This is a genomic window from Paenibacillus sp. FSL H7-0735 (assembly GCF_038008505.1).
GTDB classification, from domain to species: domain Bacteria; phylum Bacillota; class Bacilli; order Paenibacillales; family Paenibacillaceae; genus Paenibacillus_AQ; species Paenibacillus_AQ odorifer.
The window spans coordinates 4,680,184-4,698,349 of sequence record NZ_JBBOZH010000001.1 but is presented as its reverse complement, the minus strand read 5'-3'; the positions used below and the strand labels follow the sequence as shown (position 1 = coordinate 4,698,349).

Sequence of the window (18,166 nt, the reverse complement as noted above, 5' to 3'; positions counted from 1 at the left end):
AAGACAGCGGGCAGTTCATGTCCACTGTCTTTTTAACAGACAAAATCAATACACTCGAATACGCTTCACAAATAACGATATAATCAATCCAATACCTGCAATTGCTGCGATAAATAAGTAAGCATGTGTAATTCCAGCGGTTAATATTTCAGGCTGTGCAGCGGTTGGATGTGTGTTTGCGAATCGTATTTGTCCGCTAGACATTAGCGTAACAGCGAACGTTGTACCAAGAGCACCTGCAATTTGCTGAAGTGTACTCATAACAGCAGCCCCATCCGGATAGTATTTCACAGGTAATTGATTTAACCCATTGGTTTGAGCGGGCATAATGACCATTGCTAATCCGATAAACATTGCGCAGTGTATTAATATAAAGGTTAGGCTACTGGTTTCAGTAGAGTTTCTTGTAAATAGAAAACCAGCAATGGTTGCGATAAAAAATCCAAGCGGCAGCAATAATTTCGGACCGTATTTATCGAATACTCTACCCGTAACTGGAGCCATAGCCCCGTTAATAACACTGCCTGGAAGAAGTAGAGTACCAGCCATTGTGGCCGATAACAATAAACCTCCTTTTAAATATAAAGGTAATAAAATTGCAGAAGATAAAATGATCATCATTCCTAAAAAGAGCATTATAAGACCTATCGTAAACATGGGATATTTAAATACCCGTAAATTCAGCATTGGGGTTTCCAATTTAAATTGCCGTAATACAAACAAGATTAAGCTGATGAAACCAACAATAAGAGGCAGCAAAACAATGATTTCATTCAAAGAATGATCAGCAAAGTTACTAAAACCAAAGACGATTCCACCAAATCCAAGAGTAGAAAGCAAGATGGATAAAATATCAATTTTAGGTTTTGTGATGTTGGCTACATTTTTAATGAATGTTAATCCGAAACCTAATGTAAATAACAATAAAGGTAAGCTTATCCAAAAGATATACTCCCAGCCAAAATGATCTACAATTAAACCAGATAGAGTAGGTCCAAGGGCCGGTGCACACATAATAACGAGTCCCATCATTCCCATGACAGTTCCGCGTTTATGTGCAGGGAAAATAATAAGAATAATATTGGTCATTAATGGAAGCAATAAGCCTGTCCCTAAGGCTTGCACTAATCGTGCAATTAATAATGAGCTGAAATTAGGGGAGAGAGCAGCAATTAATGTACCGATAATAGAAAATAGCAAGGAAGCGGTGAATAATTGTCTAGTGGTAAACCATTGCATTAATAGGGCGGATATTGGAACGAGGATACCTAATACAAGTAAATATCCTGTGGTTAGCCACTGAACCGTTGAGGCGTTGATTGAAAATTCATCCATTAAATTTGTAAAAGCCATGTTTAAGGCGGTTTCACTAAATAGCCCGACGAATGCACCTAACATAAGCGAGAAGGCCATGAGGGCTGGACGTTTAACTTGAACAGTTGATGATGATTCCATAATAATGATGAACCTCTTTTCAGAATTTTGATTCGTATTATTTTTGCATGATAGATGATATATCAACTATAAGGGGGAGAGAAATGCTTTAAGCACCTCTTACATTATTCAGCACATGTGTTAGCAAAGTCTTTAACGTTGAGTAATCTGAAGCAGATAATCCTGACTCGATAATTTCGTTTAAATTGACCGTCACCTCATTTATAGTGTTCTCTAATTTCCGTCCTTCTTCTGTTACATATACATTTACCGCCCGGCGATCTTGCGCACTTGTTACTTTGCGTATGTAACCTTTGCTCTCTAAGCTGGCGATCATTCGGGCAACACTGGCTTTGTCCTTCCCAAGTTTATTAGCAATCTCGTTCTGAGATAAACCTTCTTTCTCAAGCAACAAAGCCATAAGTAGATGTTGTTCAGGCGCAAGTCGAACAGGGGCAAGCAATTTTGTTAAATAATTTGCTATTTCCAAATGTAAATCGCGAATCACTAAACCTAGCGGGTCTTTGGAATCCATATAATCTCTCCTAATTGAAGAATAGATGATATATCAACGTTATTGATTTGTCTATATTAGCATACAGTAACTGATGCTTGTCAAGTTAAAGAAAATGAATAGAATCATAGGCTTAGATACAAGCGACAAAGTTGTTTAATGCCCAATCATTTGATGATACATAGTCATATGCTGTTGTGAAATTAAAAAAAAGTAATTAGGGAGGGATTAAAATGGGATATAATTGTGTTGGGGGCGTTCAAGAACAAAAAAAGGCTCCAGTTTGTATTAATCCTTGGACATCAACGGGTACGATTCTTGTGCTTTACATTCTTCTCGTCATTATCCTTAAAACTTGTTGGATCTAGAATTATGTAAATCGACGCCCCGAAGTTTTTTTCTTCGGGGCGGTTCTGTGTTTTCTTTAGTTAGATAATTGACAACGTTAAGGATTCTGGATTATTTTTACGGTGGTTAATGTTGTCATGAATATTCATATAGAAGACTTAACGGGAATAATCGGGTTGTGTCATAGAAATGGGCTGAGGATTGGCAAGTACCCATTGCACCGCCAGCTCGCATAATCTGGCTGGTTGCTCATTGCCAGCAATGTTGCGGAACCGCTTGGCGAGTGCAGCTGCCTCTTGAAGAAGGGCGGGCGTTAAAGGCGTGCCCGTGCTAAAATGCCGTATCAGTGCATCCAGCATTTTACGGTAATCGGCATCCCAGTTTCCTCCGCCATTATTAAGTATTTCATGAGACACCCGCCCTGTGATGCGGATAACCTCACCCTGCACCGTTGTCGCATGTCCTGAAGCAGGGACAAGAAAATCCCACAGCTCTTGGTGCTGTGCGGGCCATGCGGCTGCCGTTACCTTGATGGGAGAAATTCCGTCATGTCTCTCCAGTTTCGCTATAGGCTCGACATCAAATTGCCGGTACAGCTCCAGGAGAGCATTTGCAGTTTCATCCAGTCGATCTTTATTGTAATTTGTTCTGACGAATTCAAAATCCTTGCCGATACGCCGCACGGATTCCTTCATCTCCGGCGTAATTGCTGCACCTGCATCCAGCATAATTCGCGAGATTTCTGCCATGTGAACTATATCGATATTCCGGCATTGTAATAATCCTTTGGCGAGAGGTGTGTTTTTTCGCTTATTTTCTGCATGGACATTTGCACCGCGTTCCACCAGATCCTGCACTACTTTTGTTTTGTAAGAAGCTGCTGCTGAGTGCAGCGGTGTCTCATTCTGGTAATCCAGAGCTTCCATATCTGCACCTAGCTCAAGGAGTAAGGGGACATTTCCGGACCAGGTTGCAGCCTGAGCATGAAGAGGGGTACGCTTATAGTTGTCGGCAGCGTTGATGTCAGCACCCTGCTCCACAAGCCAGGAAACCATTTCATCCGGTATTTGCCGGAAGCTGAGGGCGGTACCTTTGCTGTAACCCCCGCGGGCATCCCATTCGCATAGCTCAAATACCTCTTTTAAGGCAGATATATCATTCGTTTTAACCAGCTCGGCAAAATTGGCGGGTAATGTTTTTTTCTTTTTGCCCATATCATTTTTCCGCTCCTTTATTAATAGATAAATAGCAGATAACTTCTTGCAAGTTTATCATATAGGAGAATTGAACACTAATTCATGCAGGACGAAAAGGTTGAAGATATAGACGTAACATTATTGGAAAAGAGAATGGAATATCGTTTATATGGCGATCCCGAAATCATAGACTATTAGAAAATGAAAACATTAAGCTTGTGTCTTGGAAATAAATTCGAAATTTACGAAGGACATCGAAATTACGCTAACGGAGAACGATAGCTCAATAAACACGATTTGGCAGTCAGCCAAAGCGATCGACTCGATTGGAGCAACTACTGTCTCGGTTGGGATTATTGGTGAGCCTGTTCTTGCCATTGTCCTTGCATACCTATTATTAGGGGAAACTATGTCATTATTCCAGCTTTTAGGCGGCATAATAACCTTACTCGGTATGGGAATGTATTTTTGGTCGAAATCTTTAAAGTACAACATTCAAAATAAGTAAATGAGTAGTCGGAAATATGTATAGGGGGATGGAAAATGGTAACTATTGATGATTTTTTGAAACTTGATGTTCGTGTTGGAACGATTATTAAAGCGGAGTTTTTTGCAAAAGCAAAAATACCTGCGATTAAACTCCAAATTGATTTTGGACCAGATATCGGAAGCAAAACATCAAGTGCACAGATTACTAAACGATATAGGCCTGAAGAGATTGTAGGGCAACAAATCATTGGGGTAGTTAACTTCCCTGCTCGAAATATAGCGGGTTTCCTATCAGAAGTATTAGTTCTTGGAGGAATACCGGATAAAGGGGATGTGGTTCTCTTGAAGCCAGATATTAAATTACCTAATGGGACACCTATTGGGTAATATAGGGTAATTGTTGTATTAAACTAACTAACAGTGGGTCTATTTTAAGATGTACACAAAATTGATAGTAATCGGAGAGAAGACCATGGAAGAATTAACAAGCTTAGTATCTGAAAGTATTGAGGCAAGTAAAACGGCGCTAGTCGTGATCGACCTGCAACAAGGAATTGTCCTCAGTCCAAAGCAGGGGCCGCATACAAGTGCTCAGGTGGTTGAGAATGCCTGCAAATTAGCTCAATCCTTTACGGAGAAAGGAGGATTTGTTGTTCTAGTGAGGGTGTCATGGCTAGATGGGCAAGATATGCTTAAACCTAAAACTGATTTACAAATGAATTCTGTCACCTATCCAGAAGGTTGGGACAACATCGTGCCAGAATTAGCGAATATCAAAAATGCACATCTGATTACCAAACGGCAGTGGGGGGCATTTTTCGGTACAGATCTTGATTTGCAGTTACGGCGCCGCGGAATAGATACGATCGTATTATGTGGTATTTCTACCTCGATTGGTGTGGATACTACTGCAAGAGAAGCTTATCAGCTTGGTTATCATCAAGTTTTTATAGAAGACGCTATGACCGCGATGGTAAAAGAAGAGCATGATTATGTATGCAAAACTATCTTCCCTCGTATAGGTAAGATCCGGTCGAGCGATGAAGTAATATCCATGTTGAAATAGTATAAAAAAACCTCAGGCTCTCTCTGTAATTTCAGAGATTGTCATGAGGTTTTTTAATTGAAGTTATGTCTTACATAAAGATGAGGAGAAGTATCCCAGCTAAGAAGCAGTAATAAGAGAAATACTTCAAATTACCTTTAGCCATAATCCCCATAAACCAGCGCATGGAGAAATAAGTAACGATAAGTGTAGTAATAAATGCAATCAAGTATGGAATTGCTAGCTGCGAGCGGTTAGGATCGTGGGCAATATCAGATGCACCCATAACAAGTCCGCCCAAACTGACAGGAATATAAAGCATAAAAGAAAAGCGTAAAGCAGTTTCTTGCTTCATTCCCACAGCGATGGAAGAGATGACAGTTGCACCAGAGCGGCTTATCCCAGGAATAAGGGCGACTGCTTGGGCAAGTCCGACTATAACTGCATCCTTCGCTTTTAAGTCACCATCTTGTTTACGGCCGCGAAGGTTACGGATCAACCATAAAGCTACCCCTGTAACCAGCAAGGCGATAGATACGGTATGAACTGACGAGAAGATATCCTCAATCTGATCCTTGAAGAGTAAAGCAACGATTACCGCAGGCAAGGTACCGATGATGATGTACAAAGAGAACAGGAAATCTGACTTATATTCCTCTTTGCGGGTCAGAATAAATTGAACGAATCCAGTGATCAATCTTCCGATATCTTTACGGAAAATAAAACAAATCGCGATTAGTGAAGCCGTATTTGTTAAGATTTCAAATGATAGCCCATTTTGTTTTAAGCCTAGCAATTTCTGTGCGATGATCAAATGGCCGCTCGAAGAGACGGGGATTGGCTCAGTTGCCCCTTGAACAAACCCTAGAAACAAGTATTTAAGCCACAGTATAATATCTTCCATTTTACCTCCCAGTATTTTTGTAATCTTTTCAATCATATCGTATTCAATAAAGAAATGACAATAGAACCATCGTGCCATATTCAATTGGACGAGTTATACTAATTCGTAAGACTATTAAATGAGGTGGAACTATTTGTAGTACATTACTAAAAATTCAGCAGCATGATATTCCGAGAGCAGCCAGTGTTCTGGCCGAAGCATTTGCTAAAAATGATCCGTTATATCAGCATATCTTGCCTGATGAATCAACCAGATTACGCGTGTTGAATATTTTTTTCCATCGTTACATTGAGATGTTGTATCCATATTCGGATTTACTAACGACTTCTACTAACTTTGAAGCAGTGGCTTTAGTGTTCCATTCGGAGCGTCAGACAGGGACATTGATTTCGAACGTCAGGTATATGAAACAGATAGTCCTTGCGATCATCAAGTCATTACCGATCTGCCGAATCATTGGGGTGCGAGGATTTATACGTGGTTTATCTATTTTGCGTAGTATGAGTTCTTTATGGTTATCAATGTTTGGGGATCAGAAGTATAAACATTTGGATATGCTTGCAGTGCAAGAACAATATCGAGGCCAAGGATATGTATCAAAAATCATGACACCGCTGCTCGCGGAATGTCGTGTGAACAATACATTATGCACGTTAGAGACACAGACGCCGAGCAACTTGCCCATTTATGAGCATTATCATTTCCGTACGGTTAAAGTCATTCCTCTACCTAATAGCCCACTTGAGCAGTATTGTATGGCGTTTACGCAAGGAGTTGCTGAGTAGTTAATAAAAAAGGGCCGTCTCATTCAGCCAATTCATGGTTTATGGGGCAGCCTTTTTTTGCTTAGTCCATAAGAGTTAATGAAGCTTCAAGAGAAAAATCAGGGGATTTCTCCCTGTAATTCCGCGATCTTTTGTCATCCGGCTAGAATCTATTATTTTGTTTAACAAAAATAGCATAAGCTTCGAAGGATTGTTATAATAGAAACATATATTCCCGTGTTTCAGAACCCTATACAGGATGTATAGGGGTTTTATTTCTTTTAGTGAGGGTGATCGAGAATAAGTATGGCGTTGTCCGTACAGGGAGAAAAGGACCGGAGAGTTCCGCAGGAAATTTTAAATTATGAAGTGATGGCGAGGTTAGCAGAAAGATGAATTGGTCGGATTTTGGTGAACGAAACAAACGATTGAATCCCCTGTGGAATTTGGGGGCTGGCATGAACCTTGGCGAAATCCAACCGTACAAAGAAATGGTGTCTTTAAGCGTTCTGCTGCAAGTCTATTATCTGGAGCTAGAATCGAATGAGAGAAGATCCAAGGAGGATATTATAGAACTTACTTGGACTGCACTGGAACGTTTTAATATCGCCAATCTTGGGACTACCGAATCCGTAGAGCGTCTCGTGGACGGTTTATTGTGGAGCGGGAATGGTGGAGATTTCGAATCCTTTTTCTATGATGATGTGACCCGGCAAATGTCCGCGCAGAAATATAAGTATTTCACGGTGGACGAGGATGCGACCCGCAGCAGTTGGGAAGAGAATGGCAGAACCATCTATCGTCTCTCCGAATATGCAATGGAGCTCATTTTTATGAGCCATGAGATTATTGATGAATTTCAGATCAGCATCAAACTGCTCGAGATTCAAATGCATATTAAACATGGGCGCGTAACTCGGGCTCTTCAGGATGTTAATGAACTGATCTCCCGTGTCCGTAAGATGACCCAGCAACAGCAAGAATACCGCAATGCGTTACGCCGCAATCCGAAGCATATTTTTAGTGAATTCGGAGTGGCTCGGCATCAGCGACTCGAAGAGATTCATCATCAGTTCGAGGAGGAACGCAAACATTTTGACAGTATTCACCGTTCTCTGGCCCGGCTGGCCAATGATGAGAAAGACGTAATCGACTTCAATGAGATCCGTATTCTCTCTGAACGAGTCGAGCTTTCTAGGCGTGTGCACGATGAGCTGGCTGAGGTAGTATTGAATATTTTTGAGATGGAGACCAATTTAAGATTGAACTTTCCTGAATTATTCTGGGGAGCAGCCGGGTTTAACTTCCGTACTCACGTATGGGAGGAATGGGTGAAAGAAGAGGGTCTGCCAAGCGGTGACAGTCTTGAACTGCTGCTCAGCGGATTATTCGCTCCGAATCAGGACTTCGTTTATCCGCTTCCTTGGGCTTGGGAGGAACAAGAGGTAGGCTTTATCCCCGACTTAGTGATGGATGATTTCGAAGATGAGGTGGACGCAGAGCCTGTTCAATATATTCCTAAAGGTATCCCATGGGCAAAGGTAGTGGATCTGTGGAAGCCGGTTTTTACTGCCTTGGCTGAGCAGGGAAGCTTTACCTTTACTGCAGAGGCTTTTTCCGCCGAAGAACTAACAGGGTGGGCAAATACACCGGATGCTGTTGATCTGTGGGTGCAGTTTTTTCATACAGAGATTTTAGTGCAGGAACAGGCACCAGAAGGTGGTGGCGGCGTTTCTGATGAATGCCAACAGCTAATCCAATATGTACTTGCAGAAGATCTTCTGTTTGAGAGTTTACGCGGCAAAATGCTGCGGACGAGCATTGCTCCAGAGCCAGCCTCAAGGGTACGGTGTCCTGGTCTGGATATGAGTCCATATATGATTACGATCGTGGAGAGGTGAGAAGTTACTAACATGAGTTATACATTAGAACAGGTACAGCAAGCTTCGCGGCTATTTTTTGAATTGCTCCGTAAAAAAGTAATTCCTCTCGATGACCCTGCAACGGCAGAATGCCTTCAGGATGCAGGAACTTATGATGCGCTTCAGTATGTTGCTAAAGAAGGGGGCTGTCGGGTGATGAATTCGGGGCACCGTCTCCATCTGCTGGTTAATCCACTGGGGTCAGTGTTTGCAACCAATTTCACCCAGTTAAAGAACAAATATTCACGTGTTGAGCGTAAAACTCACTTACATATTATCAATATTATTATTCTGGTTTTTCTGGCCGAAATGGATCAGGATGAGACTCATTTTAAGTCGGGGCAGGACAGTATGTCCTATATTCAAATTGCTGATCAGGTGTCCTCGCTCTTTCAGACGTGGATTCAGATGGATGAGGATGGGCGATTTAGCCAGCAGTGGCAGCTTGATATCCAAGCGATGTCTAAGGTATGGACCAGTCTGTACATGCAGACTAAGAGTCAGGAAGAAAGCGATCTTCTGACCAGAGGCGCAGGCTCACGAATTGGACTGATCCATGAAGGCATGAAACTTCTGGAAGAGGAGAAGCTCGTATTCATCTCTGAGACAGAGAAGCGTATCTTTCCTCGGGAAGAGCTGTATGAGAGAATGCGTTATTTATATCATGATGTCGATCGATACCAGGAATTAAAGAGCCTCATTGGAAGAACTTTAGCTGAGAAAGACGGTGCTACCTATGCCGCGGATTGAACGCATACGAATTACAGGACTTAAATACGAGAAGATGCTCAAGAAATACGACGATATGATTCTGGACCTCTGCAACGAAGAGGGACCCGCTAATACGCTTATTACGCTCATGAATGGCGGTGGAAAGGGAGTACTGCTGCAATCCATTTTTCAGCTGTTAATGCCCAAAACACCATGGGGCAAAGACAGTGAGAACCAGGTTGAGGCTTTTTTTCATAATCATAAAAAACAACTTAAACCGTACACTTTTCACGTAGCTATCGAATGGCATCTCGACAACAATGAGCGCAATGAGTATATGACTACGGGAATTGCTATGACGGCACATAATTCGCTTGATCAGCAGGATATCAAAGTGGATTACTTGCTGTACGCACTTACAGATTACGGTGAAGCGGCTGAACTTACGCTATCAACGTTGCCGTTATTTGACGAAGTGACTGCTGAACCTACGAGTTTTGAAACGATCCAGCAATTTGTACGCGATCGGCGGGGAGAGATTGTACCTTTTGGCAGCCATAGCTCGGATTTGAAAAGATATTATGACTTCCTGGCTATCCGGGATATCCATATCGCCGAGTGGCGTAATATGCGGCGGATCAATGGTGAAGAGGGCGGTATCAAAGGTTATTTTAAAAAGAATGATGCCTTCACCAATCATAACTTGTTCGAAAAGCTGATTATTCCTGAAATCGGATCTAGTCTGAATGAAGGATTAAAGGAAGACGACAATACGCTGCAGCGGATGTTTATCGATACAGCAACAGTGGCTCAGCGCTTGCCGATGCTTGAACAGCGGGAGCAGGTCTATTCAGAGTTTCTTGGTATGGCTGCACCGCTTTATGAGCTGGTGAAACTTGGCGTGGAGGCGGAAAACGTAGTACAAGAAACTGAACTACGTGGACGCCAAATCTATACGGTTATCTATGAAGAGCAGAGAAATGCAGAAGTTGAGCGAAGTAAGATTGCTGATGAACTGGCTGGACGTTATCAGGATGCGAAGCAACTGCGCTTTGAGACAGACAATCTTAAATACTTACGCAGCAAGGAAGAAACGGAACTGAAGCAAGAAGAGTTTAAGAAGCTCAGTGATGATCAGAGCCGTGCGCGTGGTCGGTTGGAGGATTCCAAAGCGCAAGAGAAGAAGCTTGAAGTAGCTTATTTTCTGGCTAAACGGTTGCTCCATACCCGGCAAATTGAGCAGTGGCAAAAAGAAATTCAAGCTATCGAAGGTTCTCTGGAGATGAAAGAACAGCAAGAGGTCATTCAGGCAGCCAAGGAACAGCTGCGGAAACAGTGGGATGTGGTGTTTAATCTCTGGCAGCAAACGATTAGAGAGTTTGAGACAGCGCAGCAAGACCTGACGGCGGAAGAAAGGGAATTGCGCAAGGAAAGGGAAAGGTTCTTGGTAGAGCTGGCCGGGCTGGATAATCAGATCAATGATTTGACCTTATCTATTCGGCAATACACGGAAGAACTCGGAGCATTCGCAGCCCAATATGGGCAGGATGCCGCCCATTCTCCGGCAGCTGCGCTGCAGCGTACGGTCTCAGCGGCCAAAACGATTCTTCAAGTCATTGGAGACTTGGAAGAACAGCGCAAGCAGGAAGAGATTCGGAAGCTGGCACTGCATAAGAGTCATGCTGAGCTGAGCGAGAAACGGCGTTCTTATGAGCGTGAAGCGGACGAGCTTGGAGTTCTGCTTGAGTCACAGACTCAGAAAGAATCCCAATTATGGTCACAGCTCGTTGTGCTGCTGGAAATGTATGAAGAGCACAATCGTTTAGGTGCTACTGGCCTTTTTGAAGAACAAGATGTTATCCCGGCACGTTTTATCCGAAAAATAGATGAAATAGAGCAACAGACTAAACGTTCCAGACGGGATTACTATAATCAGCTCATGGATGTGGAACTTCAGAACCAATCCTACTGGCTACCCAATTCAGATATTCTGACGGTCAAAGATACACTCGATTCGTTAAAGATTCAATCAACGCTAGGTAGTTCCTACTTAAATGACCGTCCGTATCTTGAACGTGAGGAAGAACTGGAGCAATATCCGTTACTTCCATATAGTTTGATTTTGACCCGGCGCGAAGCTGATAAAATTCAGCCGGAACTGATGAAGGACACCTTGCTGAAATCAGCGGTGCCGATCTTTATTCGTGAAGAGATGGCAGCTTCGAATCAAGCATCCTTCATGCTTTTTGCGAATCAAGGGCCGCAAATGGTCTTGCAGCCGGATCGTTTCCAGGATTGGAAGAGCAGTATTCAGGGGAAGCTCAAGGAACAGGAGCAGATCCTTCAGGACTCTGAAGCCTATTTATCTAAGTTGAAATCGGTGCGTCAGGAGTATGAACGTTTATTTCAAGTCGAGAATACCATGACGCTTACAGCCAAGCATGATGCGCTTATTAAACTGCAGGCTGAACTTCAGCAGAGCATTATCAATCTGAGCAATGAGATGGATGAGAATGAGGGGACGCTTACCCGGATCGGACGAGAGCTCGCTGAGAACAAAGTTCTAAGTGTGGAACATGAGCAGAGAGCGGGGGTTCTGCAAGCTTGGATTGAACGGACGAAGAAACAGGAACAAGATTATAAGGAAAAACAAAAAATAATCGAACGAAAGAATCTGGTGAGCAAAGAGTTAGCAGGTAAAGATCAGCAGCTTGAACACCTAAAGGTGCAAATGGAAAGCTTGAGCGGACAACGCAATAAATGGACGAGAGAAACCGAATACGCGATGTTCCCTAGACTGCAACGATGGTTTCCTGAGATTGTTTTCCCAACAGATCGCCAGCTTTCTGATGAAGGAGAAGTCCTACCTGTAGATCCTGTAGAGCAGAATCTTCTATTGCAGCAGCTCAGTACCGTTGAAAGCCTGCAGCAATCACTTACCGAAAATGAGCTGGAAGTTCGGACAAGAGCTGCACAGATTAAGGCAGCAAGCGAGAATCTGGCTGAGCTTGAATCCAGCCTGAATCAAGTGGATGTGAATTGGCGGAAGGCGACTGAACCTACGGAAACGGCCGAGTCTATAATGGCTGCAAGAAATCGCCAAAAGACGGATACTACTTCATTGGAGGAAGACTATCAGATTGTTCACGACGGTTACATCCGCTGCCAGACTGAATTGGAGAACTTGCAGAAAGAGTTGCGCAAAGTAGAGAAGGGTATCAAGGAGAAACATGAACGTGCCGTGGAGCTTTGGAATGAGGTGCTAGAGGATAAGGAGACAGAAATTCAGGAGCGCTGCCAAGCGAATGAGCTTATGCTTAACCAGTGTAAAAGATCCTTGGATCGAATGGATGTCCTCATCCAGACTTTATCCAATCAAATCAAAATAATGAATGCGCATATTGAGGATCGCGTCAACCTACGGAGTGTACCAGAAGAAATAACGCTGAGGGTTAGAGAAAGCTGCGAGCCTCTAGTAGCCGACTGGCTTCTCCGCATCAAGGATAGCCGGATTAGACAGGATGAGATCTCCAAAAAGGTGAAGGAAGAGAAAAATTCATTAACCGAAAAACTTGCGAAAAATGAACGGAACTCCGAACTGGAGACCAAGATTCTAGATCGATTGAATACGGTCCATTGGGATAATTTCGCTATTGCACTGCAAGTCCTAGATTCCATGCTACGCAGTTCGCGTGATCAGATCGAGAGCATTCAAAGCGATAAGGAAGGCATGGATCTCTCCCGCAAGATGTGGGTAGGCCGGGCTTCTCTAAGAGTGGTACAAATCATTGATATTATGAAGCGAATGGAACGCCGGATGATTATTCATAACGAGAATAATTATGCCTTCCCGCTGGTACGTCTGAATTACAAGAATATCAATGTGCCAAGAACAAGCGATGAGGTAGAGCCGATGGTGAGTGACTACTTCAATCAATGTATCAATGAATTGCTCAAAAAGTATCCAAAGATAGAACAAGTGCCGGCACTGGTAATCAAAGAGGTTATTAATGACGGACGAATTGTCTATGCGGCGCTGCAGAACCGCTTTCCAGTTCTTCAGGTGTATAAACCGGTAACGGAGAATTATTTCCTCTACGCCGCACCGGAAGATTATCATTATTCGGACTGGGAGATTATTAATCGCGGCGCACTGGATGAAGCTGTCGGCAGTGGGGGGCAACGTCAATCTGTACAGCTGCTGGTCGCAATGATGATCATGACGCATAAACGGGTGAATCGTGAGAATAAAGGGTGGACGGTCTTTTTATATGACAATCCTTTCGGAGAAATGGTCTCCAATAACGTGCTTGACCCCGTCTTCGAAATTTCCAAGGCACTCAAATTCCAATGGCTGATTGTTACGCCGCCGGAGCTTGTCAAGAATGATGTCAGCGTGCGTTTTGGCGTGTATTGGCAGCTTTATTTTGGAGGCGTCAAAGGGGACATGCTGGAATCAACCCTGATCAAGGGAGGAAGAAAGCTTATTCCTGTCTCGTTGTTCTGAGTATGGAATGAAACTTAAAGAAGCTCCAGTATGCATCACGCTGCTGGGGCTTCTTTTTATTAAATGTTAAAGATATTTTGTTTATTTAGGTTTGCGTTCGGAAATATAAGAACCGATAAGCGTTAAAAAAGTTCCCGTTAGAATTGCCCAGGTGATCTTTACATTCAGAACAAGGGCGGAAGCTGCCACTGTAATTACAGGAACAATATAGATATATACACTTGTTTTTACAGCCCCTAGAATCCCTACAGCTTTATTCCAAGTCAAAAAACACAGTGCCGAGGCACCCAAACCTAAGAAAAGCAGGTGAGCTACATTTGAAATTTCTTTAAATCTACTCGGACCTAGCTGAAAATCAAACAGAAACAGAGCAGGCAGCATAAACAGCAGACCATAGAAAAATACTCTGCGGGTAGCCCCTATAGTATGAACCTTTAATACGCTTATTTTTCTCATCAACACTGAATAAATTGCCCAAACCACAGGTGCCAGCAATGCCAGCAAGTCACCGATGGGGTTCAGCTGCAGAAGAAAACTCCCGTTCAGCCCAATTAATATAATTCCTGCCAAGGCTATCAAAAATCCTATAATAAACTGCCTACGAAATTTCTCTTCTTCTAAAAAGAAATGGGCGATCACCGCCGTGAAAAATGGAGCGATGGAGACAATCACACCTACATTGGATGCAAGGGTATAGACTAGGGCAATATTTTCTATAAGAAAATATAACGTGACCCCACAAAGACCTGCTGAGATAAAGAGTAATTCCTCTTTAAAGGATGTAGTTCGGATTGGACGTGAATAGATCAGTAACAGTACAAAGTACCCAATAAGAAAACGGAAGAACAGAATTTCCACAGGCGTAAAGTCTTTTAACAGTATTTTAGTGGAGATAAAGGTGGTTCCCCAGATTAAAATCGTAAGTAATGCCAGCAGATGTCCTGTGTTAATCTTGCGTTGATTTATCATTTCGTAAGTTCCATTGATGACTTTACTCCCGTTTGCTGAACAAATATACGCATATATTGCTTAGGGGTTAAGCCTATGAGTCTTTTGAAAAAATTTGTGAAATGGCTCTGATCACTGAATCCGGTTAGAGAGGCCACTTCTATTGGCAATATTCCTTGTTCTAAAAGCTTTTTGGCATGGTTGATGCGAATAGTTTCCAAGTAACGGTAAGGTGATATTCCTTTCTGTCTGGTAAATAAACGCAGCAAGTGATATTTACTTAAGCCGCTTAATTCACTTAACTGGTTTAGCGTAATGTTCTGCGCATAATGTAACTCTATGTAATCGCAAATGATTTTAATTTCAGAAGTAGGCTCTTGAGCTGGATAGGGGGTTTCTGTCTCCGTGTATTCTCTCAGAAGCTGCTCCAGGAGAAATAGAAACAATTCTTCTTTTTGAAAATCGGATTGATCCTCTAATATCATTTGGTGCAGGTCGTGTAAAGGGTTCGACAGTTCACTTTGGTAGAGAACGTTGTGTGTGAACCGCGGTAAGTAGCCTATGCCGGTAATTTCTAGCACATACTCACGCATGACTTCCGGCTGAATATTGATGCAGCGATAGTCAAGCGTTCTCCCGTCTATCTGTTCACAGGCATGGGGATCCGCCGGATTAAAGATGACCACATCTCCGCTGTTAAGAATATGCTCTTCTTGGTTACAGAGCAGATGTCTCTTTCCTTGTTCAATAAAACCTATGACATAATGGTCATGAAAATGGTTGGGAAACTTCTGCATAATACCTTCGAATCGATACGCCTCAAATTTTAAGTCATGATCGAAAACTACAGTTCGAACTTCACGAGTCATTGCTGCACCTTCTTTTCCAATAATGTATAACCATTATAATGTGAAAATTAGGGGCATTCTTGCATGATGTTGCGATACCACATCTTCTACATGATAGGTTCCTCAGGTGTAATGATCGTTGGAATACTCACAGTAAAAGTTGTTCCTTGCTCCAGAGTACTTTCTACAGAGATCGCTCCGCCATGATTATGTATAATATTTTGTGTGATCATATAACCTAAGCCTGTTCCTGTTTCTTTGGTCGTATAAAATGGTTTGCCGAGGGCATTGATCTGTTCCTCTGTCATCCCACAGCCTTCATCCTGCACACTGATTCGGGCTTCTCTGTCATAGGTTTGCACATGAATATAGATGTTTCCCCCATGATTCATTGCTTCCATCGCATTTTTAAGTAAGTTAATAAATACCTGCTTCATCTGATAAGCCTCACCATTAATCCAAATGGATTGATCAGTACAGACAGGGAGGATCTTGAGATTTTTTAGGGCAGCTTGTCCATTCATTAGTGTGGTGACTTGTTCCAGCAAAGACAATAAATCCACTGGTTTACTAATATGAGTGGTTTGGGGTTTAGATAAGACAAGCAGTTCGTTGACGATGAACTCGATGCGTTTCAATTCTGACTCAATAATGGAAATATATTTATCATTCATCCGCTCGGAAGAGCGCAGTAGCTTCATAAAGCCATTAATGGCTGTAAGAGGATTCCGTATTTCATGAGCGATTCCAGCGGCTAACTGTCCTGCTGTAGATAATTTCTCGGACTGTATCAGTCGTTCATCTTCCAATACTTGCTCGGATATATCTTTGAATATGCCAATGTACGCTTCGTTTCCCTCATAAATGATTGGCAATGTAATCCCATCCACATATTTCTGCTGGTTATTTAAACAATTAATCAGGTAGCAGACAGAACCTGTTGTTCTATCAGTGTTGAATTTCTTTCTTCGTTCTGAGAGAATTTCATAATTAGAGTAGTCTACAATATCCATAGTCGATAGACCAAGTACTTGATCTAGGCTTTCTGCATGGATTAATTGTAAACCTGCCGAATTTGCATATAGAACAATCCCTCCCCTAGTGATAAGCACGGGCTGAGGCAGTTCCTCCAGCAGCTGTAGAAAAGAGCTCTCTTTTTCAAGTAGATGGGTCTTCACAACCTGAAGCTGAGTCTCCATTTCCCTGATCAGGGTCTTATTCTCGAATTGAGTAAAATAAAATATAGGTTTACCAATGTCATCCGAAAGGATAGATAAGGAGACGTTTAAAGATAACCGGTGTCCGGTTGGATGGAAATAATCTAATTCGAGTCTCTGCGGATCAGTACTCGTAGATGGAAGAGAGCTTCCTAATGAAATGAATTTATGAATCTGATCTAGAAGGGTACGGACGGTTGGAGAGGGTGTCGTTAACTCGTTTTCATCATACCCCAAGAGGTCGCATAATGCTGAATTCAGTTTTAGGAACGTTCCATCAAGCGAAATAAGGGCCATACCCATCACGGCTTGGGTAAAAACAAAGTCAAAACCTTGAAAATCATTTGTCCGCACAGCAGGTTACCTCTCTTCTTTATAGGGGAGTGAGTGTTATCTCAAAATGCAATATATCCAACAGTCATAGTATAAAACATATAACTCAATAAAACATATAAAATTTCTGGGTTATTAGATATTCATACAACAGTTAAATAAAATCAGGTAGAATGGGAAGATACGTTGCATTTTAAGACAAGTGGAGGCGTTGTATCATGTTATCAGTTGTTGGTGAAATTCAAGGAATTAATCGTTACCCGGTCAAGTCATTTGCGGGTGAGAATTTAGAAAGCTGTATAATTGAACCGTATGGAATGCTTGGTGACCGTTTTTGCTCCTTTTACGATGAGTCAAAAGAGGGCTGGCGAAAATATATCACCGCTAGAAATATTCCGAATATGCTTACCTATCAAGCGCAATTTATAGATGGACAAATCCATGTAACGGCATCAGACGGGCGAACCTTTGGATGGGATGATAATCTATTGGAAGAAATCCAAAGCCAAACCAAAACTCCAATCACTATGTCTGGTTTAAAAGCTGCACATCCTCAGCCAGAACATCCGCAGCTCCTATCCGTGGATGGCGCTAGTATTCTACTCATTACGGATGCCAGCTTAAAAAAACTGGAGGCAACCTGGGGGCATTCCTTGGATCAACGGCGTTTTCGCGGGAATTTTGTTATTGCGCTGAATGATGATTCTCTTTTTGAAGGAGATTGGATTGGACGCCGGCTTAACATTGGGGACGCACAGCTACAGGTAGATAGTTTTTGTGAGAGATGTGTTGTGATTACGATGGACCCGGATAGTCTCCAGAAGGACCCAGTACTTTTGAAAAAACTGCATAAAGAGTTTGATTTGCATTTTGGAGTTTATGCTTCAGTAATCAAAACTGGGCAAATTCGAATCGGAGATAAAGTAGAATTAGTAGATTAGATACATGGTCCCAATATTGCAAACTTCCTTTACATTACTCCATGG

General features: G+C 42.4%; 16 protein-coding genes. 9 read left to right on the top strand and 7 right to left on the bottom strand.

The window, feature by feature from the left end; all coding sequences use genetic code 11:
- Nucleotides 1-45 precede the first annotated feature (45 nt).
- Entirely contained in the window at nucleotides 46-1,464 is a 1,419-nt protein-coding gene (locus tag NSS82_RS21375; protein ID WP_370511297.1) for an MDR family MFS transporter, read from the bottom strand.
- Nucleotides 1,465-1,543: 79 nt separating this feature from the next.
- Nucleotides 1,544-1,969 (bottom strand): MarR family winged helix-turn-helix transcriptional regulator, encoded by a 426-nt coding sequence (locus NSS82_RS21370; protein ID WP_076271996.1) that lies wholly within the window; start codon nucleotides 1,967-1,969, stop codon nucleotides 1,544-1,546.
- A 266-nt stretch (nucleotides 1,970-2,235) separates the two neighbouring features.
- Here NSS82_RS21370 and NSS82_RS21365 point away from each other — a divergent pair, with 266 nt between their 5' ends.
- The gene (locus tag NSS82_RS21365; RefSeq protein WP_232061537.1) at nucleotides 2,236-2,316 is read left to right on the top strand and encodes a YjcZ family sporulation protein; all 81 of its coding nucleotides are present in this window, start codon (nucleotides 2,236-2,238) and stop codon (nucleotides 2,314-2,316) included.
- A gap of 138 nt (nucleotides 2,317-2,454) precedes the next feature.
- On the opposite strand, the gene NSS82_RS21360 is transcribed toward NSS82_RS21365, so the two are convergent.
- Nucleotides 2,455-3,510: an ankyrin repeat domain-containing protein gene (locus NSS82_RS21360; protein ID WP_076271995.1), complete on the bottom strand. Its 1,056-nt coding sequence runs from the start codon at nucleotides 3,508-3,510 to the stop codon at nucleotides 2,455-2,457.
- A 205-nt stretch (nucleotides 3,511-3,715) separates the two neighbouring features.
- On the opposite strand from NSS82_RS21360, the gene NSS82_RS21355 reads away from it, so the two are divergent.
- From NSS82_RS21355 to NSS82_RS21345, 3 genes are all read left to right on the top strand, one after another.
- Nucleotides 3,716-4,000, top strand: coding sequence for an EamA family transporter (locus NSS82_RS21355; protein WP_256718372.1), 285 nt, complete (start codon nucleotides 3,716-3,718; stop codon nucleotides 3,998-4,000).
- 35 nt (nucleotides 4,001-4,035) lie between these two features.
- Nucleotides 4,036-4,368 (top strand): chaperone CsaA, encoded by a 333-nt coding sequence (gene csaA, locus NSS82_RS21350; RefSeq protein WP_038572193.1) that lies wholly within the window; start codon nucleotides 4,036-4,038, stop codon nucleotides 4,366-4,368.
- Between the two features lie 85 nt (nucleotides 4,369-4,453).
- On the top strand, nucleotides 4,454-5,047 hold the full coding sequence (locus NSS82_RS21345; protein ID WP_076104980.1) for a hydrolase: 594 nt from the start codon (nucleotides 4,454-4,456) through the stop codon (nucleotides 5,045-5,047).
- A gap of 70 nt (nucleotides 5,048-5,117) precedes the next feature.
- On the opposite strand, the gene NSS82_RS21340 is transcribed toward NSS82_RS21345, so the two are convergent.
- Nucleotides 5,118-5,930: an undecaprenyl-diphosphate phosphatase gene (locus NSS82_RS21340; RefSeq protein ID WP_036688882.1), complete on the bottom strand. Its 813-nt coding sequence runs from the start codon at nucleotides 5,928-5,930 to the stop codon at nucleotides 5,118-5,120.
- 404 nt (nucleotides 5,931-6,334) lie between these two features.
- Between NSS82_RS21340 and NSS82_RS21335 the strand changes: the two genes are divergently transcribed.
- From NSS82_RS21335 to NSS82_RS21320, 4 genes are all read left to right on the top strand, one after another.
- On the top strand, nucleotides 6,335-6,715 hold the full coding sequence (locus NSS82_RS21335; protein ID WP_235219572.1) for a GNAT family N-acetyltransferase: 381 nt from the start codon (nucleotides 6,335-6,337) through the stop codon (nucleotides 6,713-6,715).
- 371 nt (nucleotides 6,716-7,086) lie between these two features.
- Entirely contained in the window at nucleotides 7,087-8,595 is a 1,509-nt protein-coding gene (locus tag NSS82_RS21330) for a hypothetical protein (RefSeq protein WP_143759049.1), read from the top strand.
- Nucleotides 8,596-8,607: 12 nt separating this feature from the next.
- The gene (locus tag NSS82_RS21325) at nucleotides 8,608-9,366 is read left to right on the top strand and encodes a DUF6063 family protein (protein ID WP_076104978.1); all 759 of its coding nucleotides are present in this window, start codon (nucleotides 8,608-8,610) and stop codon (nucleotides 9,364-9,366) included.
- Complete coding sequence (locus NSS82_RS21320; RefSeq protein WP_076104977.1) at nucleotides 9,353-13,834, top strand: hypothetical protein; 4,482 nt, start codon at nucleotides 9,353-9,355, stop codon at nucleotides 13,832-13,834. The genes NSS82_RS21325 and NSS82_RS21320 overlap by 14 nt, the downstream gene beginning before the upstream one ends.
- An 81-nt stretch (nucleotides 13,835-13,915) precedes the next feature.
- On the opposite strand, the gene NSS82_RS21315 is transcribed toward NSS82_RS21320, so the two are convergent.
- From NSS82_RS21315 to NSS82_RS21305, 3 genes are all read right to left on the bottom strand, one after another.
- Nucleotides 13,916-14,800 (bottom strand): DMT family transporter, encoded by an 885-nt coding sequence (locus tag NSS82_RS21315; protein WP_256715488.1) that lies wholly within the window; start codon nucleotides 14,798-14,800, stop codon nucleotides 13,916-13,918.
- Nucleotides 14,800-15,651 (bottom strand): AraC family ligand binding domain-containing protein, encoded by an 852-nt coding sequence (locus NSS82_RS21310; RefSeq protein WP_076104975.1) that lies wholly within the window; start codon nucleotides 15,649-15,651, stop codon nucleotides 14,800-14,802. The genes NSS82_RS21315 and NSS82_RS21310 overlap by 1 nt, the downstream gene beginning before the upstream one ends.
- 86 nt (nucleotides 15,652-15,737) lie before the next feature.
- The gene (locus tag NSS82_RS21305) at nucleotides 15,738-17,201 is read right to left on the bottom strand and encodes an ATP-binding protein (RefSeq protein WP_256715487.1); all 1,464 of its coding nucleotides are present in this window, start codon (nucleotides 17,199-17,201) and stop codon (nucleotides 15,738-15,740) included.
- A gap of 197 nt (nucleotides 17,202-17,398) precedes the next feature.
- Between NSS82_RS21305 and NSS82_RS21300 the strand changes: the two genes are divergently transcribed.
- Entirely contained in the window at nucleotides 17,399-18,121 is a 723-nt protein-coding gene (locus NSS82_RS21300; protein WP_076104974.1) for an MOSC domain-containing protein, read from the top strand.
- Nucleotides 18,122-18,166 lie beyond the last annotated feature (45 nt).